The 21734-nt window shown below is 37.6% G+C and carries 18 protein-coding genes and 1 pseudogene; 14 read left to right on the top strand and 5 right to left on the bottom strand.

What is annotated here, in order from left to right; genetic code table 11:
• Nucleotides 1-34 precede the first annotated feature (34 nt).
• On the top strand, nucleotides 35-640 hold the full coding sequence (locus tag BMF77_RS04610) for a heme-copper oxidase subunit III (protein ID WP_148761014.1): 606 nt from the start codon (nucleotides 35-37) through the stop codon (nucleotides 638-640).
• 63 nt (nucleotides 641-703) lie between these two features.
• On the opposite strand, the gene BMF77_RS26515 is transcribed toward BMF77_RS04610, so the two are convergent.
• The gene (locus tag BMF77_RS26515) at nucleotides 704-880 is read right to left on the bottom strand and encodes a hypothetical protein (protein WP_168204346.1); all 177 of its coding nucleotides are present in this window, start codon (nucleotides 878-880) and stop codon (nucleotides 704-706) included.
• A 332-nt stretch (nucleotides 881-1212) separates the two neighbouring features.
• On the opposite strand from BMF77_RS26515, the gene ccsB reads away from it, so the two are divergent.
• Nucleotides 1213-2250 carry a c-type cytochrome biogenesis protein CcsB gene (gene ccsB, locus BMF77_RS04615; RefSeq protein WP_148761016.1) on the top strand — a complete coding sequence of 346 codons (1038 nt, stop codon included), beginning with the start codon at nucleotides 1213-1215 and terminating at the stop codon, nucleotides 2248-2250.
• On the opposite strand, the gene BMF77_RS04620 is transcribed toward ccsB, so the two are convergent.
• Entirely contained in the window at nucleotides 2224-2922 is a 699-nt protein-coding gene (locus tag BMF77_RS04620; protein WP_148761018.1) for a porin family protein, read from the bottom strand. The two genes, ccsB and BMF77_RS04620, sit on opposite strands and share 27 nt — an antisense overlap.
• A gap of 367 nt (nucleotides 2923-3289) precedes the next feature.
• Here BMF77_RS04620 and BMF77_RS04625 point away from each other — a divergent pair, with 367 nt between their 5' ends.
• On the top strand, nucleotides 3290-4324 hold the full coding sequence (locus BMF77_RS04625; protein WP_246863065.1) for a LuxR C-terminal-related transcriptional regulator: 1035 nt from the start codon (nucleotides 3290-3292) through the stop codon (nucleotides 4322-4324).
• 11 nt (nucleotides 4325-4335) lie between these two features.
• On the opposite strand, the gene BMF77_RS26520 is transcribed toward BMF77_RS04625, so the two are convergent.
• Nucleotides 4336-4503 carry a hypothetical protein gene (locus tag BMF77_RS26520; RefSeq protein WP_168204394.1) on the bottom strand — a complete coding sequence of 56 codons (168 nt, stop codon included), beginning with the start codon at nucleotides 4501-4503 and terminating at the stop codon, nucleotides 4336-4338.
• Between the two features lie 164 nt (nucleotides 4504-4667).
• Here BMF77_RS26520 and BMF77_RS04630 point away from each other — a divergent pair, with 164 nt between their 5' ends.
• The 4 genes from BMF77_RS04630 to tilS are packed head-to-tail and all read left to right on the top strand — an operon-like array spanning nucleotide 4668 to nucleotide 9514.
• Nucleotides 4668-5987 (top strand): NB-ARC domain-containing protein, encoded by a 1320-nt coding sequence (locus tag BMF77_RS04630; protein WP_148761022.1) that lies wholly within the window; start codon nucleotides 4668-4670, stop codon nucleotides 5985-5987.
• Nucleotides 5980-7479 carry an ABC transporter substrate-binding protein gene (locus BMF77_RS04635; protein ID WP_210422298.1) on the top strand — a complete coding sequence of 500 codons (1500 nt, stop codon included), beginning with the start codon at nucleotides 5980-5982 and terminating at the stop codon, nucleotides 7477-7479. Before BMF77_RS04630 ends, BMF77_RS04635 begins: the two co-directional genes overlap by 8 nt.
• 26 nt (nucleotides 7480-7505) lie before the next feature.
• Complete coding sequence (locus BMF77_RS04640) at nucleotides 7506-8516, top strand: serine/threonine-protein kinase (RefSeq protein WP_148761027.1); 1011 nt, start codon at nucleotides 7506-7508, stop codon at nucleotides 8514-8516.
• Complete coding sequence (tilS, locus tag BMF77_RS04645) at nucleotides 8513-9514, top strand: tRNA lysidine(34) synthetase TilS (protein WP_148761029.1); 1002 nt, start codon at nucleotides 8513-8515, stop codon at nucleotides 9512-9514. The genes BMF77_RS04640 and tilS overlap by 4 nt, the downstream gene beginning before the upstream one ends.
• Nucleotides 9515-9641: 127 nt before the next feature.
• Here tilS and BMF77_RS04655 read toward each other — a convergent pair whose 3' ends face one another.
• Both BMF77_RS04655 and BMF77_RS04665 read right to left on the bottom strand, forming a co-directional pair.
• Nucleotides 9642-11033 carry a UDP-glucose/GDP-mannose dehydrogenase family protein gene (locus tag BMF77_RS04655; protein ID WP_148761031.1) on the bottom strand — a complete coding sequence of 464 codons (1392 nt, stop codon included), beginning with the start codon at nucleotides 11031-11033 and terminating at the stop codon, nucleotides 9642-9644.
• Nucleotides 11034-11426: 393 nt separating this feature from the next.
• Nucleotides 11427-12356 (bottom strand): UDP-glucuronic acid decarboxylase family protein, encoded by a 930-nt coding sequence (locus BMF77_RS04665; protein ID WP_015081118.1) that lies wholly within the window; start codon nucleotides 12354-12356, stop codon nucleotides 11427-11429.
• Nucleotides 12357-12892: 536 nt separating this feature from the next.
• On the opposite strand from BMF77_RS04665, the gene BMF77_RS04670 reads away from it, so the two are divergent.
• The 7 genes and pseudogenes from BMF77_RS04670 (at nucleotide 12893) to BMF77_RS04700 (ending at nucleotide 21715) form a co-directional block, all read left to right on the top strand.
• Entirely contained in the window at nucleotides 12893-15919 is a 3027-nt protein-coding gene (locus tag BMF77_RS04670) for a valine--tRNA ligase (RefSeq protein ID WP_148761033.1), read from the top strand.
• 81 nt (nucleotides 15920-16000) lie between these two features.
• Nucleotides 16001-16434, top strand: a pseudogene (locus tag BMF77_RS04675) (hypothetical protein).
• Between the two features lie 376 nt (nucleotides 16435-16810).
• Nucleotides 16811-17179 (top strand): hypothetical protein, encoded by a 369-nt coding sequence (locus tag BMF77_RS04680; RefSeq protein ID WP_148761035.1) that lies wholly within the window; start codon nucleotides 16811-16813, stop codon nucleotides 17177-17179.
• Nucleotides 17180-17373: 194 nt separating this feature from the next.
• Nucleotides 17374-19515: a peptidase domain-containing ABC transporter gene (locus BMF77_RS04685; protein WP_148761037.1), complete on the top strand. Its 2142-nt coding sequence runs from the start codon at nucleotides 17374-17376 to the stop codon at nucleotides 19513-19515.
• Nucleotides 19516-19678: 163 nt separating this feature from the next.
• Nucleotides 19679-21052, top strand: coding sequence for an HlyD family secretion protein (locus BMF77_RS04690; RefSeq protein ID WP_148761039.1), 1374 nt, complete (start codon nucleotides 19679-19681; stop codon nucleotides 21050-21052).
• 40 nt (nucleotides 21053-21092) lie between these two features.
• Nucleotides 21093-21332: a type II toxin-antitoxin system Phd/YefM family antitoxin gene (locus tag BMF77_RS04695; RefSeq protein WP_148761042.1), complete on the top strand. Its 240-nt coding sequence runs from the start codon at nucleotides 21093-21095 to the stop codon at nucleotides 21330-21332.
• Nucleotides 21329-21715 (top strand): type II toxin-antitoxin system VapC family toxin, encoded by a 387-nt coding sequence (locus tag BMF77_RS04700; protein ID WP_148761044.1) that lies wholly within the window; start codon nucleotides 21329-21331, stop codon nucleotides 21713-21715. The genes BMF77_RS04695 and BMF77_RS04700 overlap by 4 nt, the downstream gene beginning before the upstream one ends.
• Nucleotides 21716-21734: the final 19 nt, after the last annotated feature.

Raw genomic sequence — 21734 nt, forward strand, 5'->3', positions numbered from 1 at the left:
TATTTTTCTAATCTCCTATTTCTTCATTAAAATCATGGATAGTTCTATTTCTTCAGAAGAGTTACAGTCTCACCACAGTCATGAACACGAACATGATGAAGAAGGCAATAAAATGTTTGGTTTTATTGTTTTTCTGTTATCGGAAAGTGTCATTTTCTTGAGTTTCTTTGCTGGCTATATTATCTACAAAACTTCTGCTGTTAATTGGTTGCCGGCTGGTGTTTCTGGTTTGGAAATAAAAGAACCTAGCATTAATACTGTGGTTTTAGTTGCTAGTAGTTTTGTGATTTATTTTGCAGAAAAAGCTCTGGAAAGACATGATTTAAGGACTTATCGGCTGTTGTTATTTTTAACAATGGCTATGGGTGGTTATTTCCTCTATGGCCAAGCGGTGGAATGGAGTCAACTTGAATTTGGCTTTACTTCTGGTACTTTCGGAGGAATGTTTTATCTATTAACTGGTTTTCACGGTTTGCACGTTTTTACGGGTATTCTGTTACAGTTAATTGTCTTGTTGCGTTCTTTCATTCCTGGTAACTTTGATAATGGCCATTTTGGGATAAATGCCACTTCTTTGTTTTGGCACTTTGTTGATGTTATCTGGATTGTTTTGTTTCTACTTATCTACCTTTGGCAGTAAGGATATTTTAGTAGCAAAAAAATCAATAAATTATGTAGGGGTAAAGCAAGAGCTTCATTGGTGTCAAATTAACGGTACAGCCCCCCAAATTTGTTCTCTGATTTGTTGTGTTTCTCGATGTCGTTTCCTGATAGCTTTGACTAAACCAAATAATTTTGCTCGTTGGACTAAATAGGTGACGATATCGGGATTCTCACCCCTTTCTACGGATTTAGCTACATAATATAAGTAAGTGAACACAATAAAACCAATCTGTGTAAAGAAAAGTAAAATCGCTCAAACCCTCTTCACTCTTGCCTCTGGTTACTGAGCGAAGTCGAAGTATTGCCTCTTGCCTAGTGCCATAACGACGATTTACAATGTTAACCTACTTAGACTTCTAAAAACCATTTCTACTGATATTTTTTCTTTTGGCTGACCTAAAGCAACCCCTACACACCTGCTAAACCCCTACACATCTGGATATTTAACTAAATATCTGGGCGCTATGAATTATGAAGGTTAATCTTGCCAATGACTAATCTCCAAAACCAGTTAGGATCAAGGAAATCGGAATTTGGAGAGAAGTGTTTATGAATCTGGTTGTACTCCAGAACTGGCTAGATAATGCCTCTTTTGCTGTCTTATTCTGTACGATGTTGGTTTATTGGGTGGGGGCGGCTTTTCCGAGTTTATCGGTGACAGCGGCTTTGGGAACAGCCGGTATGGCGATCGCTAATTTGTGTATGGCGACTTTATTAGGGGCAAGATGGATCGAAGCGGGTTATTTTCCCCTGAGTAATCTCTACGAATCTTTATTTTTCCTCACTTGGGGAATTACCGCTGTCCATTTAATTGCCGAAAATAGTAGTCGTAGCCGTTTGGTGGGAGTTGTGACTGCACCTGTGGCGATGTGCATTGCTGCTTTTGCTACTCTAACTTTACCATCAAATATGCAGGTATCAGAGCCTTTAGTTCCGGCTTTGAAATCTAATTGGTTGATGATGCACGTCAGTGTCATGATGTTGAGTTATTCCGCTTTGATGGTGGGTGCATTGTTAGCGATCGCATTTTTAATTGTTACTCGCGGCCAAAATATCCAATTACAAGGTAGTTCCTTTGGTAATGGCGGTTATCGGAGTAATGGCTATAAACTACTTAAAGCTGGTGAGTTAGTTACATCTACACCCGCTGCGGAAACTAATGGCTTTTCTCTCGTTGAAAGTAATAACAACGGAACTGGAACTGCGGTTTTGGATTTAGTCACAACCACTCCTATTCAAACCACTGAAATTCTTTCACCTCAACGCCTCAACTTGGCTGAAACCCTCGATAATATCAGCTATCGCATCATTGGTTTGGGATTTCCTCTCCTCACAATTGGGATTATTGCCGGTGGTGTTTGGGCTAATGAAGCCTGGGGTTCTTACTGGAGTTGGGACCCTAAGGAAACTTGGGCGTTAATTACTTGGTTAGTTTTTGCCGCTTATCTGCATTCTAGAATAACTCGCGGTTGGCAAGGTAGAAAACCTGCAATTTTAGCTGCTGCTGGTTTTGTTGTGGTTTGGATTTGTTATCTTGGTGTGAATCTTTTGGGTAAGGGTTTACATTCTTACGGTTGGTTTTTGTAAGTTCATTTTCCCCCTTTTCTTTAAGGCATTACCTTTCTTGGCAATTTCATATTGAAGACCTACTTTTCCTTGATAGGCCAAAGATGAACCAGTACCAAGATCAGTTTCTATTCCCTGATCCTTAATCTTGCCGCTAATGATACCAAAACCTATACCAGCACCAAGGTAAGGACGAAATTTAGAACCAGTCGGGATATGATAGTAGCCATTAACAAGTACAGAAGTTGTACTGATATTGCCACTTAATGGAAAAGATTCGGAGTTTAAAATACCTTTATTAACACCAAAAGAACTGTAATTAAGTTCTAGTTCAGTGCGATAGTTTTTCGACTGATAACCCCCAGTCATGCTCCATTGAGCAGTAGAATCCAAACCAAAGTTAAGTTGATCAAATACATCCTTGACTTTTACATCGTTACCAGGAGAAGCAATGCCAACACTTCCACCAATATAAAAGTAATTACTTGCAGGCTGTTTAGAACCAGTAAAACCAATCAGAGGCTCGTTATTCTGAGCTACTAAATTAGATGATTTGGACTCCTTACTAGTAGGTAAAAAAGAACTATTTGGCATCAAATCGGCAGCTTTTGTAGAAACTTCCTCAGCTTGAGCAGGAGTCGTGACTAAAGTAGCTAATATAGCTAACACTAAAAAGCACTTGTGTTTATTCATGATGTAGGTAAACCTTAATTTTCAACCTGAAAAACGAAATTATTTTGAGTTAGAGACTGTGTAAAAGTGACCTTAGCTGCGATACCAGTAAAGTCTGTCCAGAATTTAACTGGCTTTGGTTATAAAAGCATTTCTTCCCCCCAGCTATGTCACATCAAATTTTGTTGTTCAGTGACTTAATAAACTAAAAAAATTGTGACATACTTACTTACAGGTGTCAACCCCATAACAGAGATTTAAATTTTCAGATCACGTACTTAACTATCACCTTTGCCTAAGTGATAATAATCACAGAGCATAATTGATGTTAAATTACTGTAAAATAGTCACAATCGTGAATATATAACTGATGCAATTAAAATCAAGAATGAATCAACAAGAGTTTGAACGCGTATTCTATAACCTCACAGAAAACCGCAAAAACGTATTGCAGAAAATACTTTCAGGCCATACAGATATGGATATAGCCGAAGCGATGAACATTACAGAAGCATCCGTGAGAAAGTATGTGGAAAGAATATGTTACGAATTTGGACTGAATAATGAACCTGCTGATAATCGTCGTTACAAACGCTCAGACTTGGTTGGATTGTTTGCTAAATATAAACCAGAGTTATTAACTGATAGTCAATCTAAATGGACAAAAGAACTAGCAAAAACAGAAGATGAAGATCATGAAGATATTACTAAATCTATCTTGTATTTACTATCAGTTCATAAACCCGTTCCAGAAGAATTAAAAAAGGTGCTAAGACGCATGAATTTCAGTGAAAAAGAAAAAAAAGAAATTGCTAAATCTCTAAATCAATTAGGACATGAAAGCTACCTGAGTAATGATTTTATAATTGCTGCATCTTATCTAGAATTAGCAGTGGAATTAAATAAAAATCATGGTTCTGCTCACTATAATCTAGGGGCAACTTACGAAAAGTTAGATAATTTAGATGATGCTTGTCATCATTATCAGATTGCAATTAAATATCAAAACCGCGCTGCTGATGCTGCTATTAATAATTTAGCTCGGTTGCAAATTCTCCAAGGAAATAGTGCAGATGCTGTGAAAATTATTGAACCAATTCTGTCAAAAGTGAAAGATGACACAGTTAAAGTTTCATTACACAAAAATCTTGCTTGGGCATATTTTCAGCAAAATTCTTATGAACAAGCACACCAACATTTACTTATTTGTCTGGAATTAGAAAACAATTATGCCCCAGCTTATTGCTTATTGGCACAAGTCCAAGCAGCACAAGGAAATCGGCAAGCTTCTAGAGAATCATGGCGAAATTTTATAGAATTTTATACCCATGATCAAGAACTTAAAAAAGCCCATTGTAAATTACCAGAATTAGAAATTTGTAAGTTGGAAGCGATGAGAATTATTAATTCTCCAGACAAATAATATTCGCTCAATTAATTAGGAGGAACTATAGGATCATCCTCATCTCCTTGATGACTCTGTGTAAACCAAATATTTTGCCCTTGCAGTGATTGTATTGATATTACCTGCAAAATATTATACTGTCTGTTGACGTTAGCAACTTCTGCTAGTGAAATTACTGAATTATCTTGATAAGCCATAACAACCTCTTTTTTGTCCTTACACAATCAAGTATCTCAATATTAGATGTAACTGTAAATACAATTAACTAATCAGTATTTAGCTAATAAAGACTAATAAAACTAATAAAGTTATGGCAAATTAAGATACAATCCAGAACAGGATATCAGGAGAGAACTAGACCATGGATACAAAACAGATAATTAGAGGATTAAAGGATTGGGTAAAGCGTGAAAAAGGCATAGATTTTCATTTAAATGCTTGTCAAGAAGCGATTTTAGAATATTCTTTGCAAAATATCGCCTATGCCAATATGGATAATCTCGGTTATGCTGTTGACACTATCAAAAATAATACGGGTCCTGATCTATTTAAACGACTCAGTGAAGTTACAGATAGAAAAGTTAGCAAAAAGAATTGCTTCTTAACTCTCCCACGACTTTTAGAACATCCTGGTACTGAGGAAGACACAGAAAACAATTTATTACGGATAGATTTACGGGAAGCACCAGTTCCTAAAGATTTCTATGGCCGTGTAGAAGAATTATCTAAGTTAGAAACATGGATAGTTAAAGAACACTGTCCTTTGGTGGGGGTTTTTGGTATGGGTGGGATTGGGAAAACACCACTATTAAGAAAGTTTGTGGATAAAGTTAAAGATAAATTTGATTATATTATCTGGAAGAAGCTTGAATATTCCCCTTTTTTAGAAGATTTTTTAACTCATATAGAATCATATTTTCTAGCTAATAATTTAGAAAAAAATCCCCATAAAAAAAATATATCTCAGAGAATTCTTAGCCTAATTTCTTTCTTAAATCAACATCGGTGCTTACTGATTTTTGATAATTGGGAAAAACTAATGGCAACTGATGAAATATCAGAAGATCAGCAAAAAATAAACTATTCTAACTATGGCAAATTTTTAGAATCCGTTGCAACATTAGAACATCAAAGTTGCGTAGTATTTGTCAGTTTACAAACACATCAACAAATGGATATTGCGGATAAATCCAGAGTTAGAAGATTAACATTAACTGGTTTAAATAATCAAGATTCTCAATACATATTGAAGAATTTTAAATTGTCAGAAAAGGGACGAGAAAGACTTATTAAACAATATCAAGGACATCCATCAGCTTTAGAATTTGCTGCTCAACATATTCAAAATAATTATAATGGTGAAATTGATGACTTTCTCAAAGGAACATTTTTTATTCATGATGTCATAACTGATTTATTTGATAAACATATTTCTGGTTTATCAAATATAGAACTCAATATTGTGCGAAAATTAGTTTATGAAACAGAACCAATGTCACTTCCTGAAATTTATCAATTATTTCCCTCTATTTCTCAAGCAAAAATTGGTCAAGCCATAGATAAATTATGTACAGATGGGTTAATTGCAAGGGATGATAGCCAAAGATTACCAACTTTTTGTATTGTGCATCCTTTACTTATTAAATATATTAAAAGACGTTTCCCTGAAAAAGATGACTAAAATGACAAATTTTTCCAGAAAAATCCGTAAATATCCAATTTTGGCTAAATGGTTATTTTTAATAATCTTGATACTTAGTTTTTCTTCCTGGATATATTTGATTTTTAATCCGCAATTATTGATAAATATTTTTTCTCAAAATTGGTGTAAAGATTTTGAGTTAAATGACAATTTATCTTGTGGAGAAGAAAGTCTCTTTACAAAAAATAAATTTCCATTGTTTCAACAAGGTAACTTTAAAAAAGCTGTTGATTTTTTTACTGAACAGAGACTTAATAATCAAAATAATCCAGAAATTTTAATCTACCTCAACAATGCCAAATTGATGCAACAAGGCAAAAAAAGTTACACTATTGCTATTGTTATTCCTATTAATCAGGATGCTAGAGGTATAGCAGAAGCCTTGTTAAGAGGTGCAGCACAATTTCAAGAAGATTTCAACAAAGATCCTAAAAATCCAGGTTTAAAAATTCTGGTTGTTAACGATGAAAATAAACCTGATACAGTTGATAAATTAGCTGAACATCTGCTTTCTAAAAATGATGTAATCGCAGTCATTGGACATTATACATCTGAAGTAACTAAAGCAGCTTTACCTGTTTATCAAAAGAACAAAGTTGTTGTTATTGCTCCTGCTACGGCTGCTAGAAAAAGTCTTTTTTCCGGTAAGAAAGTTTTACCAAACTTCTTATTTCGGACTATCCCCAGCGTGAAACTTCAGATTCCTAAATTAATTGAGCAATTGCAATTATCACAATTAGCTATTAAAGAAAAAGTAGCTGTTTTTTACAATCCAAACAGCACTTTTAGTCAATCTGCTTTTGAAGAATTTCGTAACCAATTAGGTGCAAGTAAGATAATTGAACAAGATATATCTATATCTAAATTTATGCCCCGTAAAATCTTAAATGAAGTTAAGCAGCAAGGGGCAAAAGCACTGATTCTCATTCCTGATGGTAAAGTTAATCATTATAGTTTTAAAAATACTTTAAACCTGATAGATGTCAATGAAGATCAACTGCCAATGGCAGGATACTCGACTCTATATGATGAGACTATACTCTATAAACAGAATGTCAAAAAACTTTTAATAGTCGTTCCTTGGCATCCTTTATCTAGTCCTAATAAAGAGATGATTCAAAGAGCTAAACAACTTTGGGGAACTGCTAACATAGGTGTTCAAACCGGAATATCTTATGATGCTACTTTGGTTTTGACAAAAGCTCTAGAAAAAGTATCTATATCTGATAGTTTGCCAAACCAAAGATTGGCTATACAGCAGCAATTAAACAATATAAAACAGGTAACAGGAGGAGCTTCAGGAACTATCTCTTTTGATAATGATGGAGATATGATAGAAAACACTTCTCAAATAGTTCGTGTTATCCCTACTAAATGTGCCATATCTGGGGCAATATTTGTCCCAATGAACTATGATTTGACAAAATTAGATTGTCAACAAATGATCAAGAATTCTAAAATAAATAAGTAGTTGATTAACCCAAAAGAGAGAAAGCTATGATTGAACCTGGAGATATTATCCATAATCGTTATCATGTTCTGCAAGAATTAGGAGATGGTGGTTTTGGTAAGACTTTTGAAGTAGAAGATACGTTCATGAATGATCATAAAGTCATTAAAATTTTAACCCAATCAAGTGATAAAGTCTTGGGACTTTTTAAACAAGAGTTTAATGTATTACAACAATTAAATAATCCGGGAATTCCCCGCGTAGAAGTGGATGCTTACATTAAATTTAAATGTCCTCACACCCCGGAAGCTTTACATGGTTTAGTCATGGAGAAAATTGCTGGACAGGATTTGGGTAAATGGTTGGAACAAAATTACAAAATTCCTAATAGCCAACAAGCTATCGAATGGCTAGAACAATTGACCCTGATCCTATCTCATGTTCATAGTCAGAATTATTTACATCGGGATATTAAGCCAAATAACATAATGTTAAAACCTGATGGTCAATTAGTATTAATTGATTTTGGTATTGTTAAAGAATTTATCCAAAAAATTCAAAAGCAAACTATTCCGGCTACAATGGTGGGATCATTAGGCTATTGTTCACCAGAGCAAGAAGCTGGTAAAGAGGTAGATTATACATCTGATTTTTTCTCATTAGGGCGGACATTTCTGCACTTACTCACAGGAACTTATCCTGGATACGATAACTTTCAAAGAGATAGACAAACCGGAAAGTTATTATGGCAAGATAAAGCCCCAGAAATTTCTGAAGAATTTAAAGATTTAATTGATTATTTAATGGAGCATGATCCAAAAAATAGACCACAAAATACACAAAAAATTTTGCGGTTAATCCAAAAAATTAAAGCTGGTCAAAAACAAGTTATCCTCCCTATCCCAATTGTTTTCTTCAGCTTTGCTCTCAATTTTGTTTTTCTGACTTTACTAGCGATGGAAGTTACATTAGGTATAGGCTTGAAAGTTCTCTTCGTCGTTGTTCTATGTGTGATTGGTGGTTTTCTCTTTGTCCCCTTGATTAAATATCTATTATGACATGGACACCCCTCCACGCCCAAATACATCGGACTATCCGCGCCCGTAATCTATTTGAGCGCAATCAAAAGCTATTAGTCGCAGTATCGGGTGGACAAGATTCCCTATGCTTAATTAAATTACTATTAGATCTACAACCCAAATGGGGATGGAATCTAGCCATAGCCCATTGTGATCATTGTTGGCGCGAAGACTCCCAAGCTAATGCCCACCATGTCGCCAATTTAGCGAAAACTTGGCACACACCCTTCTATTTAGAAACAGCTAATCAACCTGTTAACAGTGAAGCCACAGCCAGAAATTGGCGATATCAGGCTTTAACAAAAATTGCCCAATGTTATAACTATCAATATATTATTACCGGACATACTGCCAGCGATCGCGCAGAAACTTTACTATACAATTTAATGCGTGGTACTGGTGCTGATGGTTTACAAGCTTTAACTTGGCAACGTCCCCTAACTGACAATATCATGTTAGTGCGTCCATTATTAGAAGTTAACCGTTCCCAAACAGAGCAATTTTGTCAAGAGTTTAATTTGCCAATTTGGGAAGATTCCACCAATCAAAATTTACAATATGCGCGAAACCGCATTCGTCAAGAATTAATCCCCTATTTAAAAGCGAATTTCAATCCCCAAGTAGAAGCAAATTTAGCGCAAACAGCCGAACTTTTACAAGCAGAGGTAGAGTATTTGGAACAAACAGCCCATCAGTTGCGGCTAGAAGCCTCAGTACAGGGCGAGAAAGGTAATTTAAAGGTAAACCGCTGTTTATTAAAAAAAGTACCCCTAGCTTTACAACGTCGGGTCATGCGTCAGCTACTTCAAGAAATACTTCCTGATGCCCCTAATTTTGAACACATTGAAAAAATCACAGCCTTAATCACAGCCCCCAATCGTTCCCGAACAGATCCTTTTCCTGGAGATTGGACAGCAATAGTCCAAGGTGACTGGATTTATATATACTCAAAACGGTTGGGACATGGACTTTTGTAAAATCACGAAAAACCTAGATTTGTAGGGGTTTAGCATTGCTAAACCCCAACCTCCCCAACCTCCCCAACCTCCCCAACCTCCCCAACCTCCCCAACCTCCCCAACCTCCCCAACCTCCCCAACCTCCCCTACCTTCCCACGCCCACGTATTGGAATCCAGCTTTTACCATTGCTTGGGGGTTAAGGAAATTACGACCATCAATCATGACAGCATGGTTCATTAATTTTGCCATTTTCCCATAGTCCAAAGTGCTGAACTGTTGCCATTCGGTGACAAGTACCAAAGCATCACAGCCATCTGCTAGTCTTTCCGCATCGGTTTCTACTAATACACCGGAAAGACCATGACGCATTCCTGTTTGGGAAATAATGGGGTCATAAGCCTTGACTTTAGCTCCCAATCGGTTGAGTTGTTCAATCAAGATTAGTGCCGGTGCGTCCCGTAAATCGTCTGTATCTGGTTTGAAGGTTAAACCGAGTAGTCCCACAGTTTTACCTTTGAGGATTTTTAAAGCCTGTTGGAGTTTTTCTAGGGCGATTAGGCGTTGACGTTCGTTAACACTGACAGCGGCTTTCATGAGTTGGGCTTCATAGCCATAATCATCAGCGGTGTGAATGAGGGCAGAAACATCTTTGGGAAAACATGAACCACCCCAACCAATGCCAGCTTGTAAGAACTTGCTACCAATACGGGAATCTAAACCGATGCCTTTTGCTACTTGGGTAACATCCGCACCCACGCGATCGCATATATTAGCAACTTCATTAATAAAACTAATCTTGGTGGCTAAAAAGGCATTAGCGGCATATTTAATCATTTCTGCCGAACTTAAATCTGTTACCAAAACTGGAACAGGAGGCAAAGATTTATCAGCCGCAAATTTGCGTTCGACAATTGGCGCATATAGTTCTTTCATCATGCCAGTGGCTTGTTGACTATTGCCACCTAAGACAATCCGATCAGGGTTAAATGTATCATGAACTGCTGAACCTTCCCGGAGAAACTCTGGATTACTGACGACATCAAAATCATTAGCAATCTTCGATAATTTATCATCACTAGCTGTATCACCAGATACCAGCAATGTTTTTTGACGTTCAGCAATCCCGTCTAAAACAATCATTCTTACCCAGTCACCAGAACCAATGGGGACAGTAGATTTGTTGACAATTACCTTATAGCCACCTTGAAGATTTTCGCCAATGCCACGAGCCACAGCTTCTACATATCGGGTATCACTTTCACCATTGGGTAAAGGAGGAGTTCCCACGGCAATAAACAGGATTTCTCCATGATTAACACCAGCCGCGAGATCACTAGAAAATTGAATATTGCCACTACTAATGGCAGACTGCATAATTTCCGATAGTCCTGGCTCGAAAATCGGCGACTGCCCAGACTTCATTAATTTTACTTTTTCTTCGTTATTATCTATGCAAATTACATCATGGCCAATATGAGCCAAACAAGCACCTGTTACTAAACCAACATAACCAGTACCAATTACGCAAACACGCATTTTTAAAACCCCGTTTTTTATAGTTGTCAGTAGGGGCGAAGCATTTGGAAGATAAATTATCGGTCATTGCCAAAAATAGTTCTCCAAATGCTTCGCCCGTACAGTTGTTAGTTGTTAGTAGGGGCGAAGCATTTGGAAGATAAATTATCGGTCATTGCCAAAAATAGTTCTCCAAATGCTTCGCCCGTACAGTTGTTAGTTGTTAGTAGGGGCGAAGCATTTGGAAGATAAATTATCGGTCATTGCCAAAAATAGTTCTCCAAATGCTTCGCCCGTACAGTTGTCAGTTGTTAGTAGGGGTGAAGCATTAGGAAGATAAATTATCGGTCATTGCCAAAAATAGTTCTCCAAATGCTTCGCCCGTACAGTTGTTAGTTGTGAATTACTAAACCACTACTTTTGAAAACGTTGACGGAAATCTTCGATCATTAATTTTAAACCGTCTTGCAGAGGAATAGTAGGTTCCCAATCTAACAAAGTTTGTGCCTTAGTAATATCGGGACGACGACGACGGGGATCATCAGCAGGTAGGGGTTCAAATTTAATTTGTGCATCTGGGTTAATCAAGTTTTGCACAGCCTGCGCCAGTTCTAAGATAGTGTACTCATCAGGATTACCCAAATTTATGGGGCCAGTATGTTCACCATTCATTAATCGCATTAGTCCATTTACCAAGTCGGAAACATAACAAAAACTCCGGGTTTGTTGACCTTCACCATAAACAGTTAAAGGCACACCTCGTAATGCTTGCGCGACAAAATTGCTGACTACGCGACCATCATTTTCCAGCATTCTCGGTCCATAAGTATTGAATATTCTGGCGACGCGAATCTCGACTTTATTTTCTCTGTAATAGTCAAATGCTAAGGTTTCGGCCATTCTCTTGCCTTCGTCATAACATGAGCGAATGCCAATGGGATTGACGCTGCCTCGATAATCTTCAGTTTGGGGATGAACTTCTGGATCTCCGTAGACTTCACTGGTGGAAGCTAATAAAAATCTGGCTTTAACTCGTTTAGCTAACCCCAACATATTGAGTGTGCCAATAACGTTAGTTTTAACTGTTTTAATTGGGTTATACTGATAATGCACTGGAGAAGCCGGACAAGCCAGATGATAAACTTGATCCACTTCTAACCGAATTGGTTCGGTGATATCGTGACGGATCAGTTCAAAATTATGATGATCTAACCATTTGAGGAGATTGTGTTTCTTTCCTGTATAGAAATTATCCAGGCAGATGACTTCATGACCATCATTCATGAGTCGGTCAATTAGATGAGAACCAATAAAACCAGCACCGCCCGTCACTAAAATTCTCATATTTTCCCTTTTGCTAACATCTACTTTCCGTATCCGTGTCATGCTTTTTTATATTATCCACATTGATAACAAAAAAGCAGGTTGATTTCCAGAATTTATTGTATGTCTTGTCAGACTAATACTAATTGTTGGCAATTTATTCTCTAATGAATAGGTTACTTATGCAATACCTTGTCCAAATTGGAAAAAGCCCTGATTTGTAGGTTGGGTTGAAACATGAAACCCAACATGAGCCTTGGGTTGCGCTGTCGCTTCACCCAACAAAGCAGAAAATGGACAAAGTATTGTTAAGAGAATGTTTTATCAAATCTTAAAGAAAAAAATACAGTTTTAAATCCCTAATTATTTCAGTGGTAATCTCTCCCATCCAAATTGCTAGTATCGCTGGGCATAATTAAAGGTGATTTCTCCCTAATTTCAAGCTGAAATTTTTTTTGACGGTATAAGCCGTAACGGCTATTTCAGCACAAGATGTAAACGTTTCTCAACCCTGTGGCAAAATTTAGTAGAATCCTTACAAACTTACCATTCCCAGCATGACTGTAACTATTCCTAATCTCCCTAGTCTTTACGAAGCGTTCTCCACAGAAGCCAAATGGCAAAAATTCTGGGAAGACAACCAAGTTTACAAAGCCGACCCCAACCACAAGGGCGAACCCTACTGCGTTGTTATCCCTCCACCTAACGTGACAGGTAGTTTGCACATGGGTCACGCCTTTGAAGGGGCTATCATTGACACCCTTGTCCGCTACCACCGCATGAAAGGACGGAATACCCTGTGGCTACCGGGAACTGACCACGCCAGCATTGCAGTCCAAACAATTTTAGAAAAACAACTCAAAGCCGAGGGCAAAACCCGTGATGATTTAGGGCGGGAAAAGTTCCTAGAACGGGCTTGGCAATGGAAAGCGGAATCCGGCGGCACAATTATTAATCAGTTAAAACGCTTAGGCGTGTCCGTGGACTGGTCACGGGAACGCTTTACTTTAGATGAAGGTTTATCAAAAGCAGTTTTAGAAGCATTTATTCGCCTCCATGAAGAAGGATTAATTCATCGTAGTAACTATTTAGTCAATTGGTGTCCCGCTTCTGGTTCAGCGGTGTCTGATTTGGAAGTCGAACCCAAAGAGGTAAATGGGAATCTGTGGTATTTCCGTTATCCCCTCAGCGACGGTTCTGGCTTTCTGGAAGTGGCGACAACTCGCCCCGAAACTATGTTAGGTGATACAGGTGTGGCGGTTAATCCCACTGACGACAGATATAAACACCTGATTGGCAAAACTCTGACTTTACCAATTATGAACCGGGAAATCCCGATTATTGGTGATGAATTGGTGGACGCGACTTTTGGCACAGGTTGCGTAAAAGTGACTCCAGCCCATGACCCCAATGATTTTGAAATGGGTAAACGTCATGATTTGCCGTTCATTAATATTATGAATAAGGACGGCACATTAAATGAAAATGCCGGTGATTTTCAAGGTCAAGACCGCTTTGTGGCGCGGAAAAATGTAGTAGCCCGTTTAGATGCTGAGGGCGTTTTAGTTAAGGTTGAGGAATATAAACATACAGTACCTTATAGCGATCGCGGAAAAGTCCCTGTTGAACCTCTGCTTTCTACCCAATGGTTTGTCAAAATCCGCCCCCTGGCTGATAAAACTTTAGATTTCCTCGATAACCAAGATTCCCCCGAAATTGTCCCCCAACGTTGGCATAAAGTTTATCGTGATTGGTTAGTAAATCTACGTGATTGGTGTATTTCTCGCCAGTTGTGGTGGGGGCATCAAATCCCCGCTTGGTATGCTGTCAGCGAAACTGAAGGAGAAATTACCGATTCCACACCTTATTTTGTCGCCCGCAATGAAGCAGAAGCGCTACAAAAAGCCAAAGTGCAATTTGGGGAAGATGTGAAATTAGTTCAAGACCCCGATGTTTTAGATACTTGGTTTTCTTCGGGACTGTGGCCATTTTCTACTTTAGGTTGGCCGGAAGAAACCGAAGATTTAGCCACATATTACCCTACTGCTACCCTCGTTACTGGTTTTGATATTATCTTTTTCTGGGTAGCCAGAATGACAATGATGGGAACACATTTTACCGGAAAAATGCCGTTTAAAACTGTGTACATTCATGGTTTGGTCAGAGATGAAAATAATAAGAAAATGTCGAAATCGGCAAATAATGGAATTGATCCTTTATTGTTGATTGCCAAATATGGAACTGATGCTTTACGCTATACCTTAATTAAGGAAGTTGCCGGTGCAGGTCAAGATATTCGCTTAGAATATGACCGCAAAAAAGATGAATCTATTTCTGTTGAAGCTTCTCGCAATTTTGCCAATAAGTTGTGGAATGCTGCCCGATTTGTGATGATGAATTTGGATGGACAAACTCCAGCCCAATTAGGTCAACCAATTCCCACAGAATTAAGTGATAGATGGATTGTTTCCCGTTTCAACCAAGTTGTTAAACAAACAAATCATGACATTGATAATTATGGTTTAGGGGAAGCAGCAAAAGGACTTTATGAATTTATTTGGGGTGATTTCTGTGATTGGTATATTGAATTAGTTAAATCCAGATTACAGAAAGATGCAGAACCCACATCTCGCAAAGTTGCCCAACAAATTATCGCCTACATTTTAGAAGGGATTTTAAAATTACTCCATCCCTTTATGCCCCATATTACTGAGGAAATTTGGCAAACTCTCACTCAACAACCCGCAGAAAATCCTGAACTTTTACCTTTACAAGCATATCCTGAAGCCGATGATAATCTGATTGATTCAGCTTTGGAAACACAGTTTGATTTATTGATTGGCACAATTCGCACAATTCGCAATTTACGGGCAGAAGCAGATATTAAACCAGGGGTAAAAATTACTGCAAATTTGCAAAGTGAAAGCGCAAGTGAAAGATTTATTCTCACTGCGGGACAGACTTATATTCAAGATTTAGCCAAAGTGGAAACTTTAACAATTGTTGCTGTTAATCCTGTTGTGATTCCCGAAGAGATTGCAAAAACTGAAGATAATAAATATTGGGGTGGAATCAAGATCATTGCTTTAATAGTTGTTGCCCTTATTAGCTTAAAAGTAGCTATATTTGTGGGAAATACTGCGTTAGATATTCCCTTCTTTGGAACCAGCTTTGAAATAGTTGGTTTGGGTTATGTAGGTTGGTTTATTATCCGCTATTTACTCAAATCTGAAGCAAGAGAAGAGTTATTTGCAAAATACTTTCCACCCAGTGAAACACCAATTGAACCAGAATTACCACCAACCGTACTCCAGGAAAAAGAAAATTCTATTGCTGGTCTTATCGGGACTGTACAGGTAGTAATTCCCTTAAAAGGAGTTGTAGATATTGAAGTCGTTCGTGCGAAACTGGAGAAAAGCTTACAAAAAGCCGAAGCAGAAGTGGAATCTTTAAGTGCGAGATTAAGCAATTCTAAATTTGTGGATAAAGCCCCCGCAGATGTAGTTCAGACTACAAGAGAGACTTTAGTAGAAGCACAAAAACAAGCAGAAATTTTACGCATACGTCTGGAGACATTATCGTAGATATCGCTTCCTGAGTTTAGTACAAGTATAATGGGTAATTGGTGATTGAGAAGATTACCTATTACCTATTACCTAAAAATTATGTTATATCTTGCACGAGTACATAAAAATGATTTTTTATATCAATATCAATTACGTTTATTAGCACGACAAGAATCACAGAACTTTTGGTTAACAATTTCGGAAGAAAGTTTAATTCTTTGAGGCAAAGGTCATGCTACAAGTAATAACTTATTAGTCTTAGTAAACTATCTCCTACAGGTGAAATTGAAACAATTGAAGATGCTACTGATTGGGTAATTAATCTAGTACAAATCTATATTTCTACGGGAATTACTCCTGAATTTCTCAAACAAGAAGCGGTAAAAATAGAGAATTGGCAGCAAAGTTTAACCTTGCTAAATCTTGATTTAGCCCGTCGTAGTTTAGAATTAGAAGCCCGTCGGGAACAAATCGAGGCTTTAGAAGAAAGTCTCAAACGTGAAAGAAATGGTCGTGAAAAAACTGAAGCATAAATAAGAGATATTGCATTTATACCGGATATTTTAGATTAAAACTCAAGGAAAATATCAAAAACGGTATTTTTTAAAACAGTTTTTTCATCAAAAATCAGCTAATCACGATAGAACAATTCAGAATCTATCACAATAAATCGAAAAACAAAAGAAAAATAAAAATTGTCTAATTCATCTTGAAAAATATTCTTTTCCTCATATACTGAAAATAGAGGAGTGAATAATATCCCCTCAAAATAAAACCTTTGCTTTTTACCTTTATGTCCACTTTGCAAGAACGACTACTATGTGGGGGCTGGTAGTTTTCTATTCTATGACATCAAGGTTGTAAATATTGCGCGTATTTCCTAAACACCAACTTTTAGGAGAAAATCAAATGGCTATCACAGCAGAAAAAGCCCTGTTAAACAACCAAAGTATCTTGCAGAATTTTGGTTTGGTTCAAGAAATTGACGAACAAGCTGCGGAAATAATTTCTGGTGGTTATGAGGTGTTTACCATTAGAAACAAAACAAGATACACCATAACTCATAATTTGGATGGTAATCTATACACAATTCGACCTAATGAAGCATGGATATATACTGCTCCCAAAGGAATAATTAGATTTGATACTGATGGTCGAAATCAGTTTAAGGAGTTTAGAACTATGGATTTGCGTGATGGGCAAATATATGAATTTCAAGACAATAACTACACTCCTGGTAATCCCTATGATCTTGATCTTTATCGAGTATTTAGATAGATTAAACTAATCAGATTTCAAGAAGTCAGGGATCTGAATCAGGGTTTTTTAATAAATTCAAAACCTTCCTATAGTGATCCTAAATTATTCACCTCAATCTCAAGTTAACTAATCTCTCTGTGTAAATTCTCCTTCAATATTCAATACAGTCAATTTATTTGACTATATTTTCTCCTCAAAAATCACGCCAGAAAATGAAATACAAAATAGTCCTTCAACACAGTGAAGAAGATTGTGGTGCAGCCGCTTTAGCCACAATTTCCCAACACTACGGACGCACATTTACCCTCAATCGAGTGCGCGAAGCTGTTGGTACTGGGGCGAGAGGAACTACTTTGTTAGGATTACGACGGGGTGCAGAAGCCCTGGGATTCCATACTAGACAAGTTAAAGCCTCTCCTCAACTCATCAATCAATTAGATCAAACCCCTCTCCCTGCGATTATTCACTGGAAAGGCTACCACTGGGTAGTATTATATGGGCAGAAGGGTAATAAATATGTCATTGGCGATCCCAGCGTTGGTATTCGTTACTTGACTCACCAAGAATTAATTACAGGTTGGAATAATGGGGTGATGTTGCTGCTGCTTCCAGATGAAAGCCGCTTTTATCAACAAGAATCAGATAAAATTGCTGGTTTTGGTCGTTATCTGCAACGGATTTATCCCTATCGCTTTATTATAGCCCAAGCCATTTCCCTAAATATCGCTATTGGACTACTTTCCCTGGCATCTCCCTTCATGATGCAGCTACTTACGGATGATGTTCTAGTGCGTGGAGATACCCAACTATTAACTACCGTCGCTATTGGCGTTATCGCCATGAACTTAATTAAAAGCGCCATTAGTTTCGTCCAATCCCACCTAATTGGTCATTTCGGACAAAGATTGCAATTAGGATTAATCCTAGAATATGGGCGCAAACTCTTACACTTACCCCTATCTTATTTTGAAGGACGACGTAGCGGGGAAGTTGTCAGCCGCATTGCAGATGTTCATGCTATCAATAATTTAGTTTCTCAGATTGTTTTGGGATTACCCAGTCAATTTTTTATTGCTGTTGTCTCCTTGGGTTTTATGCTCTTTTATACTTGGGAGTTAACTCTAGCTTCTATAGTTGCATTTATCATAATTACGGGTGTTAACTTGCTTTTTTTACCAGCACTGCGACAGAAAACCCGCAATATGATTGTTTCTGGGACAGAAAATCAAGGCTTTTTGGTCGAAACATTTCGAGGAGTACAAGTCTTAAAAACTACCCAAGCTACACCCCAAGCCTGGGAAGAATATCAAGGAAATTTTGGTCGTTTGGCTAACTTGTCCTGGACTACTATGCAGCTAGGACTTTATAGCAGTACAGTTACAAGTATTCTTTCGACATTTATTAATATTGGTATTCTCTGGATTGGTAGTTATTTAGTAATTAATCGGACTTTAACAATTGGACAATTGATGGCTTATAACGGCATGAGTAGTAATCTTCTCGGCTTTTTAAGTTCTGTCATTGGCTTAGTAGATGAATTTATTACTTCGCAAATAGTTATTCAACGGCTAACAGAAGTTATTGATGCAACTCCAGAAGATGAAAATGATCTAAAAAAACAGTGGGTAGAAATTCCTGCTAATGCAGAGATTACTTGCACAGAAATAAATTTTCACCACACGGGTAGAGTTGATTTATTGCAAGATTTTTCTGTAACTATTCCTGGTGGTCAGGTCATTGCTTTAATTGGTAAATCTGGTTGTGGTAAAAGTACCCTATCAAAATTAATGACTGGTTTATATCAATCACAGTCAGGAAATATTCGTTATGGACTTTATAATCAACAGGATATATCTTTGGAATGTCTCCGACAACAGGTAATTTTAATTCCTCAAGAACCACATTTTTGGAGTCGTTCTATTATTGACAATTTCCATTTTAGCTATCCTCACATCAGTTTTGAGGAAATTGTTAAAGCTTGTCAAATTACTGGAACAGATGAATTTATTAGTGAATTACCTGATAAATATCAAACTGTTTTAGGAGAATTTGGAGCTAATCTTTCGGGAGGACAAAAACAAAGATTAGCGATCGCTAGAGCCATAGTTACTAACCCACCTCTGTTGATTTTAGATGAGTCTACGGGCGCACTTGACCCAGTGAGTGAAGCCCAAATACTCAAGAGGCTTTTAGAATATCGTCAGGGTAAAACCACTATTTTAATTAGTCACCGTCCCAAGGTAATCCAGTGTGCAGATTGGATTGTATTTTTAGAACAAGGACGGTTAAAAGTCCAAGGCACACCAGCAGATTTATCTAAAATTCCTGGCGAACATTTAGACTTTTTAGATTAAGGATTATATAACTCGTTCCCAGTCTCTGACTGGGAATGCTATCGCAGAGGCTCTGCCTCTAATGTTATTGAAGGAAGGCAGAGCCTTCTAGAATTCATTCCCATACAGAGTATGGGAACGAGAATTTTGCTGCTCTGCATACATTGTAAATTTTGGAGTAACCATGACTAGCAAAAATGACTTTTTACCCCCTATTCAAACAGATGAATTCCTGCCGCCAATTGCTCGTTGGACTACCTTTGGCGGTATGTTTATTCTCTGCGTTCTCGGACTAGCTATTCCTGTAGCCGCAGTTGCTAAATATAAGGTGACAATCCAAGGACAGGGGGTTGTACGTCCATCTGGAGAATTGCGAATTGTTCAGGCTGCAACTGAAGGTAAAGTTATGCAGATTTATGTCAAAGAAAATCAAGTTGTGAAAACAGGAGATCAGATTGCTATTATTGATGACTCTCGTTTGCAAACTAAAAAAAATCAACTGCAAACTAATATTCAGCAAGGTAAATTGCAAATATTACAAATTCATGCTCAAATGCAAATTCTTGACAGTCAAATTAGAGCCGAAACTGATAAAGTTAATCGGATTGTTAATGCTGCCAAAGCCGGATTAAGCGATCGCCAACGGCAATATCACGATAAACAAATTACCACTGTTTCTGAACTTGAAGAAGCTGATGCTAATCTCCATTCTACTGAGGCAGCTTTGAATGTAGCGAAGTTAAAGCAAAAGCGATATGAGAGTCTAGCGGAAGCATTGTCTAAGAATCAATTAGAGGAAGCACAGTTAGCTACAAAACAGCAAGAACAAGCACTATCTGCGGCGATCGCTAAAAAGCAACGTGCTAAAGCTGCCTTAAATCCCAGTAATGCTGAAGTTAAAATTGCTAATGAGCGCATAGCCCAAGAGCAAGCTGCTGGTGAAAGTAACAAAGCGGCGTTAGAGAAAGAATATCAAGCGATGATTAAGCAACGCATGGAAGCTGAAAAACAGCTAGAACGTGATACCAGCGAACTAAAACAAGTGGAAACTGAACTAAATCAAACTACCATTACGGCTACGGCTGATGGTATTATTTCTCAAATCAACTTGCGTAATTCTGGTCAAACGGTGCGTCCTGGGGAGGAGATATTGCAGATTGTCCCTAACAATGTTAATCAGATTATTAAGGCAGCAGTGCCATCTGAAGCGAAAAGTAAGCTCAAAATAGGTCAACCAGTCCAAATGCGAGTTAGTGCTTGTCCTTACCCGGATTATGGTACTCTCAATGGCAAAGTGGAGGCGATTTCTCCAGACGCTATTACTCCCCGACAAAATAGCACAAATGAGGCGAGTTCTCGTCCTAATACTAGTCCAAAAGCAACTTCCCCAAATGCCTTTTATGAGGTGACTATTAAACCAGAAACTTTGGTTTTAGGTAAAGGGAAAAATCCCTGTCACATTCAATTGGGAATGGAAGGTAGAGTTGATATTGTTTCCCGCGAGGAAACCGTACTGAAATTTTTCTTGAGAAAGGCTAGGTTAATTGCAGATTTGTGATTATATAATAAAGTAGATTAGTTCATCTCAAAATAATTTGATGCTAACCCTAACAATTGATGAAATTCAACAAAATCTAATTAGCTATCTTCACCAAGTAGCAGCAGGGGAGAGTATTATTATCATGCAAGCAGGTCAGCCAATTGCAGAAATTAAACCAGTTTCTCCTACTTCTCAAAAAATCAGACCTTATGGTTTGTGTGCTGGAGAATTTACCGTTCCAGATGATTTTGATGCTCCTTTACCTGAAGATATTTTGAATAGTTTCGAGGCTAAATGAAACTATTATTGGATACGCATATTTTCTTATGGTTCATTACTGGTGATCAAAGATTACCAACTTATTTACAGAATAGCATTCGGGATTTAAACAACGACGTATATTTAAGTTGTGTTTCTGTCTGGGAAGTAACTGTTAAATATCAATTGGGAAAATTACCTTTACCAGAATCTCCTGAAATTTATCTTCCCAAACAGCGTCAAAAACACCTTATTAATACTCTAACTTTAGATGAGGAAAGTGTTGCTCAACTCTTAAATTTGCCATTATTACATCGTGATCCTTTTGATAGGATTTTGATTTGTCAAGCCTTACAACACAATTTAACAATTGTAACTGTAGACACTGCCATTCGTGCCTACTCTGTCAACGTTTTATATTGATGCAGTGATGTGCCTGGAG

Origin of the sequence: Dolichospermum sp. UHCC 0315A (assembly GCF_008121535.1) — a bacterium.
Classification (GTDB): domain Bacteria; phylum Cyanobacteriota; class Cyanobacteriia; order Cyanobacteriales; family Nostocaceae; genus Dolichospermum; species Dolichospermum lemmermannii.

What these genes read in the sequence shown, in the direction of transcription:
- BMF77_RS04610 (WP_148761014.1), top strand. Translation starts at nt 35, where the DNA reads ATGGATAGTTCTATTTCTTCAGAAGAGTTACAGTCTCACCACAGTCAT.
- ccsB (WP_148761016.1), top strand. Translation starts at nt 1,213, where the DNA reads ATGAATCTGGTTGTACTCCAGAACTGGCTAGATAATGCCTCTTTTGCT.
- BMF77_RS04620 (WP_148761018.1), bottom strand. Translation starts at nt 2,922, where the DNA reads ATGAATAAACACAAGTGCTTTTTAGTGTTAGCTATATTAGCTACTTTA.
- BMF77_RS04625 (WP_246863065.1), top strand. Translation starts at nt 3,290, where the DNA reads ATGAATCAACAAGAGTTTGAACGCGTATTCTATAACCTCACAGAAAAC.
- BMF77_RS26520 (WP_168204394.1), bottom strand. Translation starts at nt 4,503, where the DNA reads ATGGCTTATCAAGATAATTCAGTAATTTCACTAGCAGAAGTTGCTAAC.
- BMF77_RS04630 (WP_148761022.1), top strand. Translation starts at nt 4,668, where the DNA reads ATGGATACAAAACAGATAATTAGAGGATTAAAGGATTGGGTAAAGCGT.
- BMF77_RS04635 (WP_210422298.1), top strand. Translation starts at nt 5,980, where the DNA reads ATGACTAAAATGACAAATTTTTCCAGAAAAATCCGTAAATATCCAATT.
- BMF77_RS04640 (WP_148761027.1), top strand. Translation starts at nt 7,506, where the DNA reads ATGATTGAACCTGGAGATATTATCCATAATCGTTATCATGTTCTGCAA.
- tilS (WP_148761029.1), top strand. Translation starts at nt 8,513, where the DNA reads ATGACATGGACACCCCTCCACGCCCAAATACATCGGACTATCCGCGCC.
- BMF77_RS04655 (WP_148761031.1), bottom strand. Translation starts at nt 11,033, where the DNA reads ATGCGTGTTTGCGTAATTGGTACTGGTTATGTTGGTTTAGTAACAGGT.
- BMF77_RS04665 (WP_015081118.1), bottom strand. Translation starts at nt 12,356, where the DNA reads ATGAGAATTTTAGTGACGGGCGGTGCTGGTTTTATTGGTTCTCATCTA.
- BMF77_RS04670 (WP_148761033.1), top strand. Translation starts at nt 12,893, where the DNA reads ATGACTGTAACTATTCCTAATCTCCCTAGTCTTTACGAAGCGTTCTCC.
- BMF77_RS04680 (WP_148761035.1), top strand. Translation starts at nt 16,811, where the DNA reads ATGGCTATCACAGCAGAAAAAGCCCTGTTAAACAACCAAAGTATCTTG.
- BMF77_RS04685 (WP_148761037.1), top strand. Translation starts at nt 17,374, where the DNA reads ATGAAATACAAAATAGTCCTTCAACACAGTGAAGAAGATTGTGGTGCA.
- BMF77_RS04690 (WP_148761039.1), top strand. Translation starts at nt 19,679, where the DNA reads ATGACTAGCAAAAATGACTTTTTACCCCCTATTCAAACAGATGAATTC.
- BMF77_RS04695 (WP_148761042.1), top strand. Translation starts at nt 21,093, where the DNA reads ATGCTAACCCTAACAATTGATGAAATTCAACAAAATCTAATTAGCTAT.
- BMF77_RS04700 (WP_148761044.1), top strand. Translation starts at nt 21,329, where the DNA reads ATGAAACTATTATTGGATACGCATATTTTCTTATGGTTCATTACTGGT.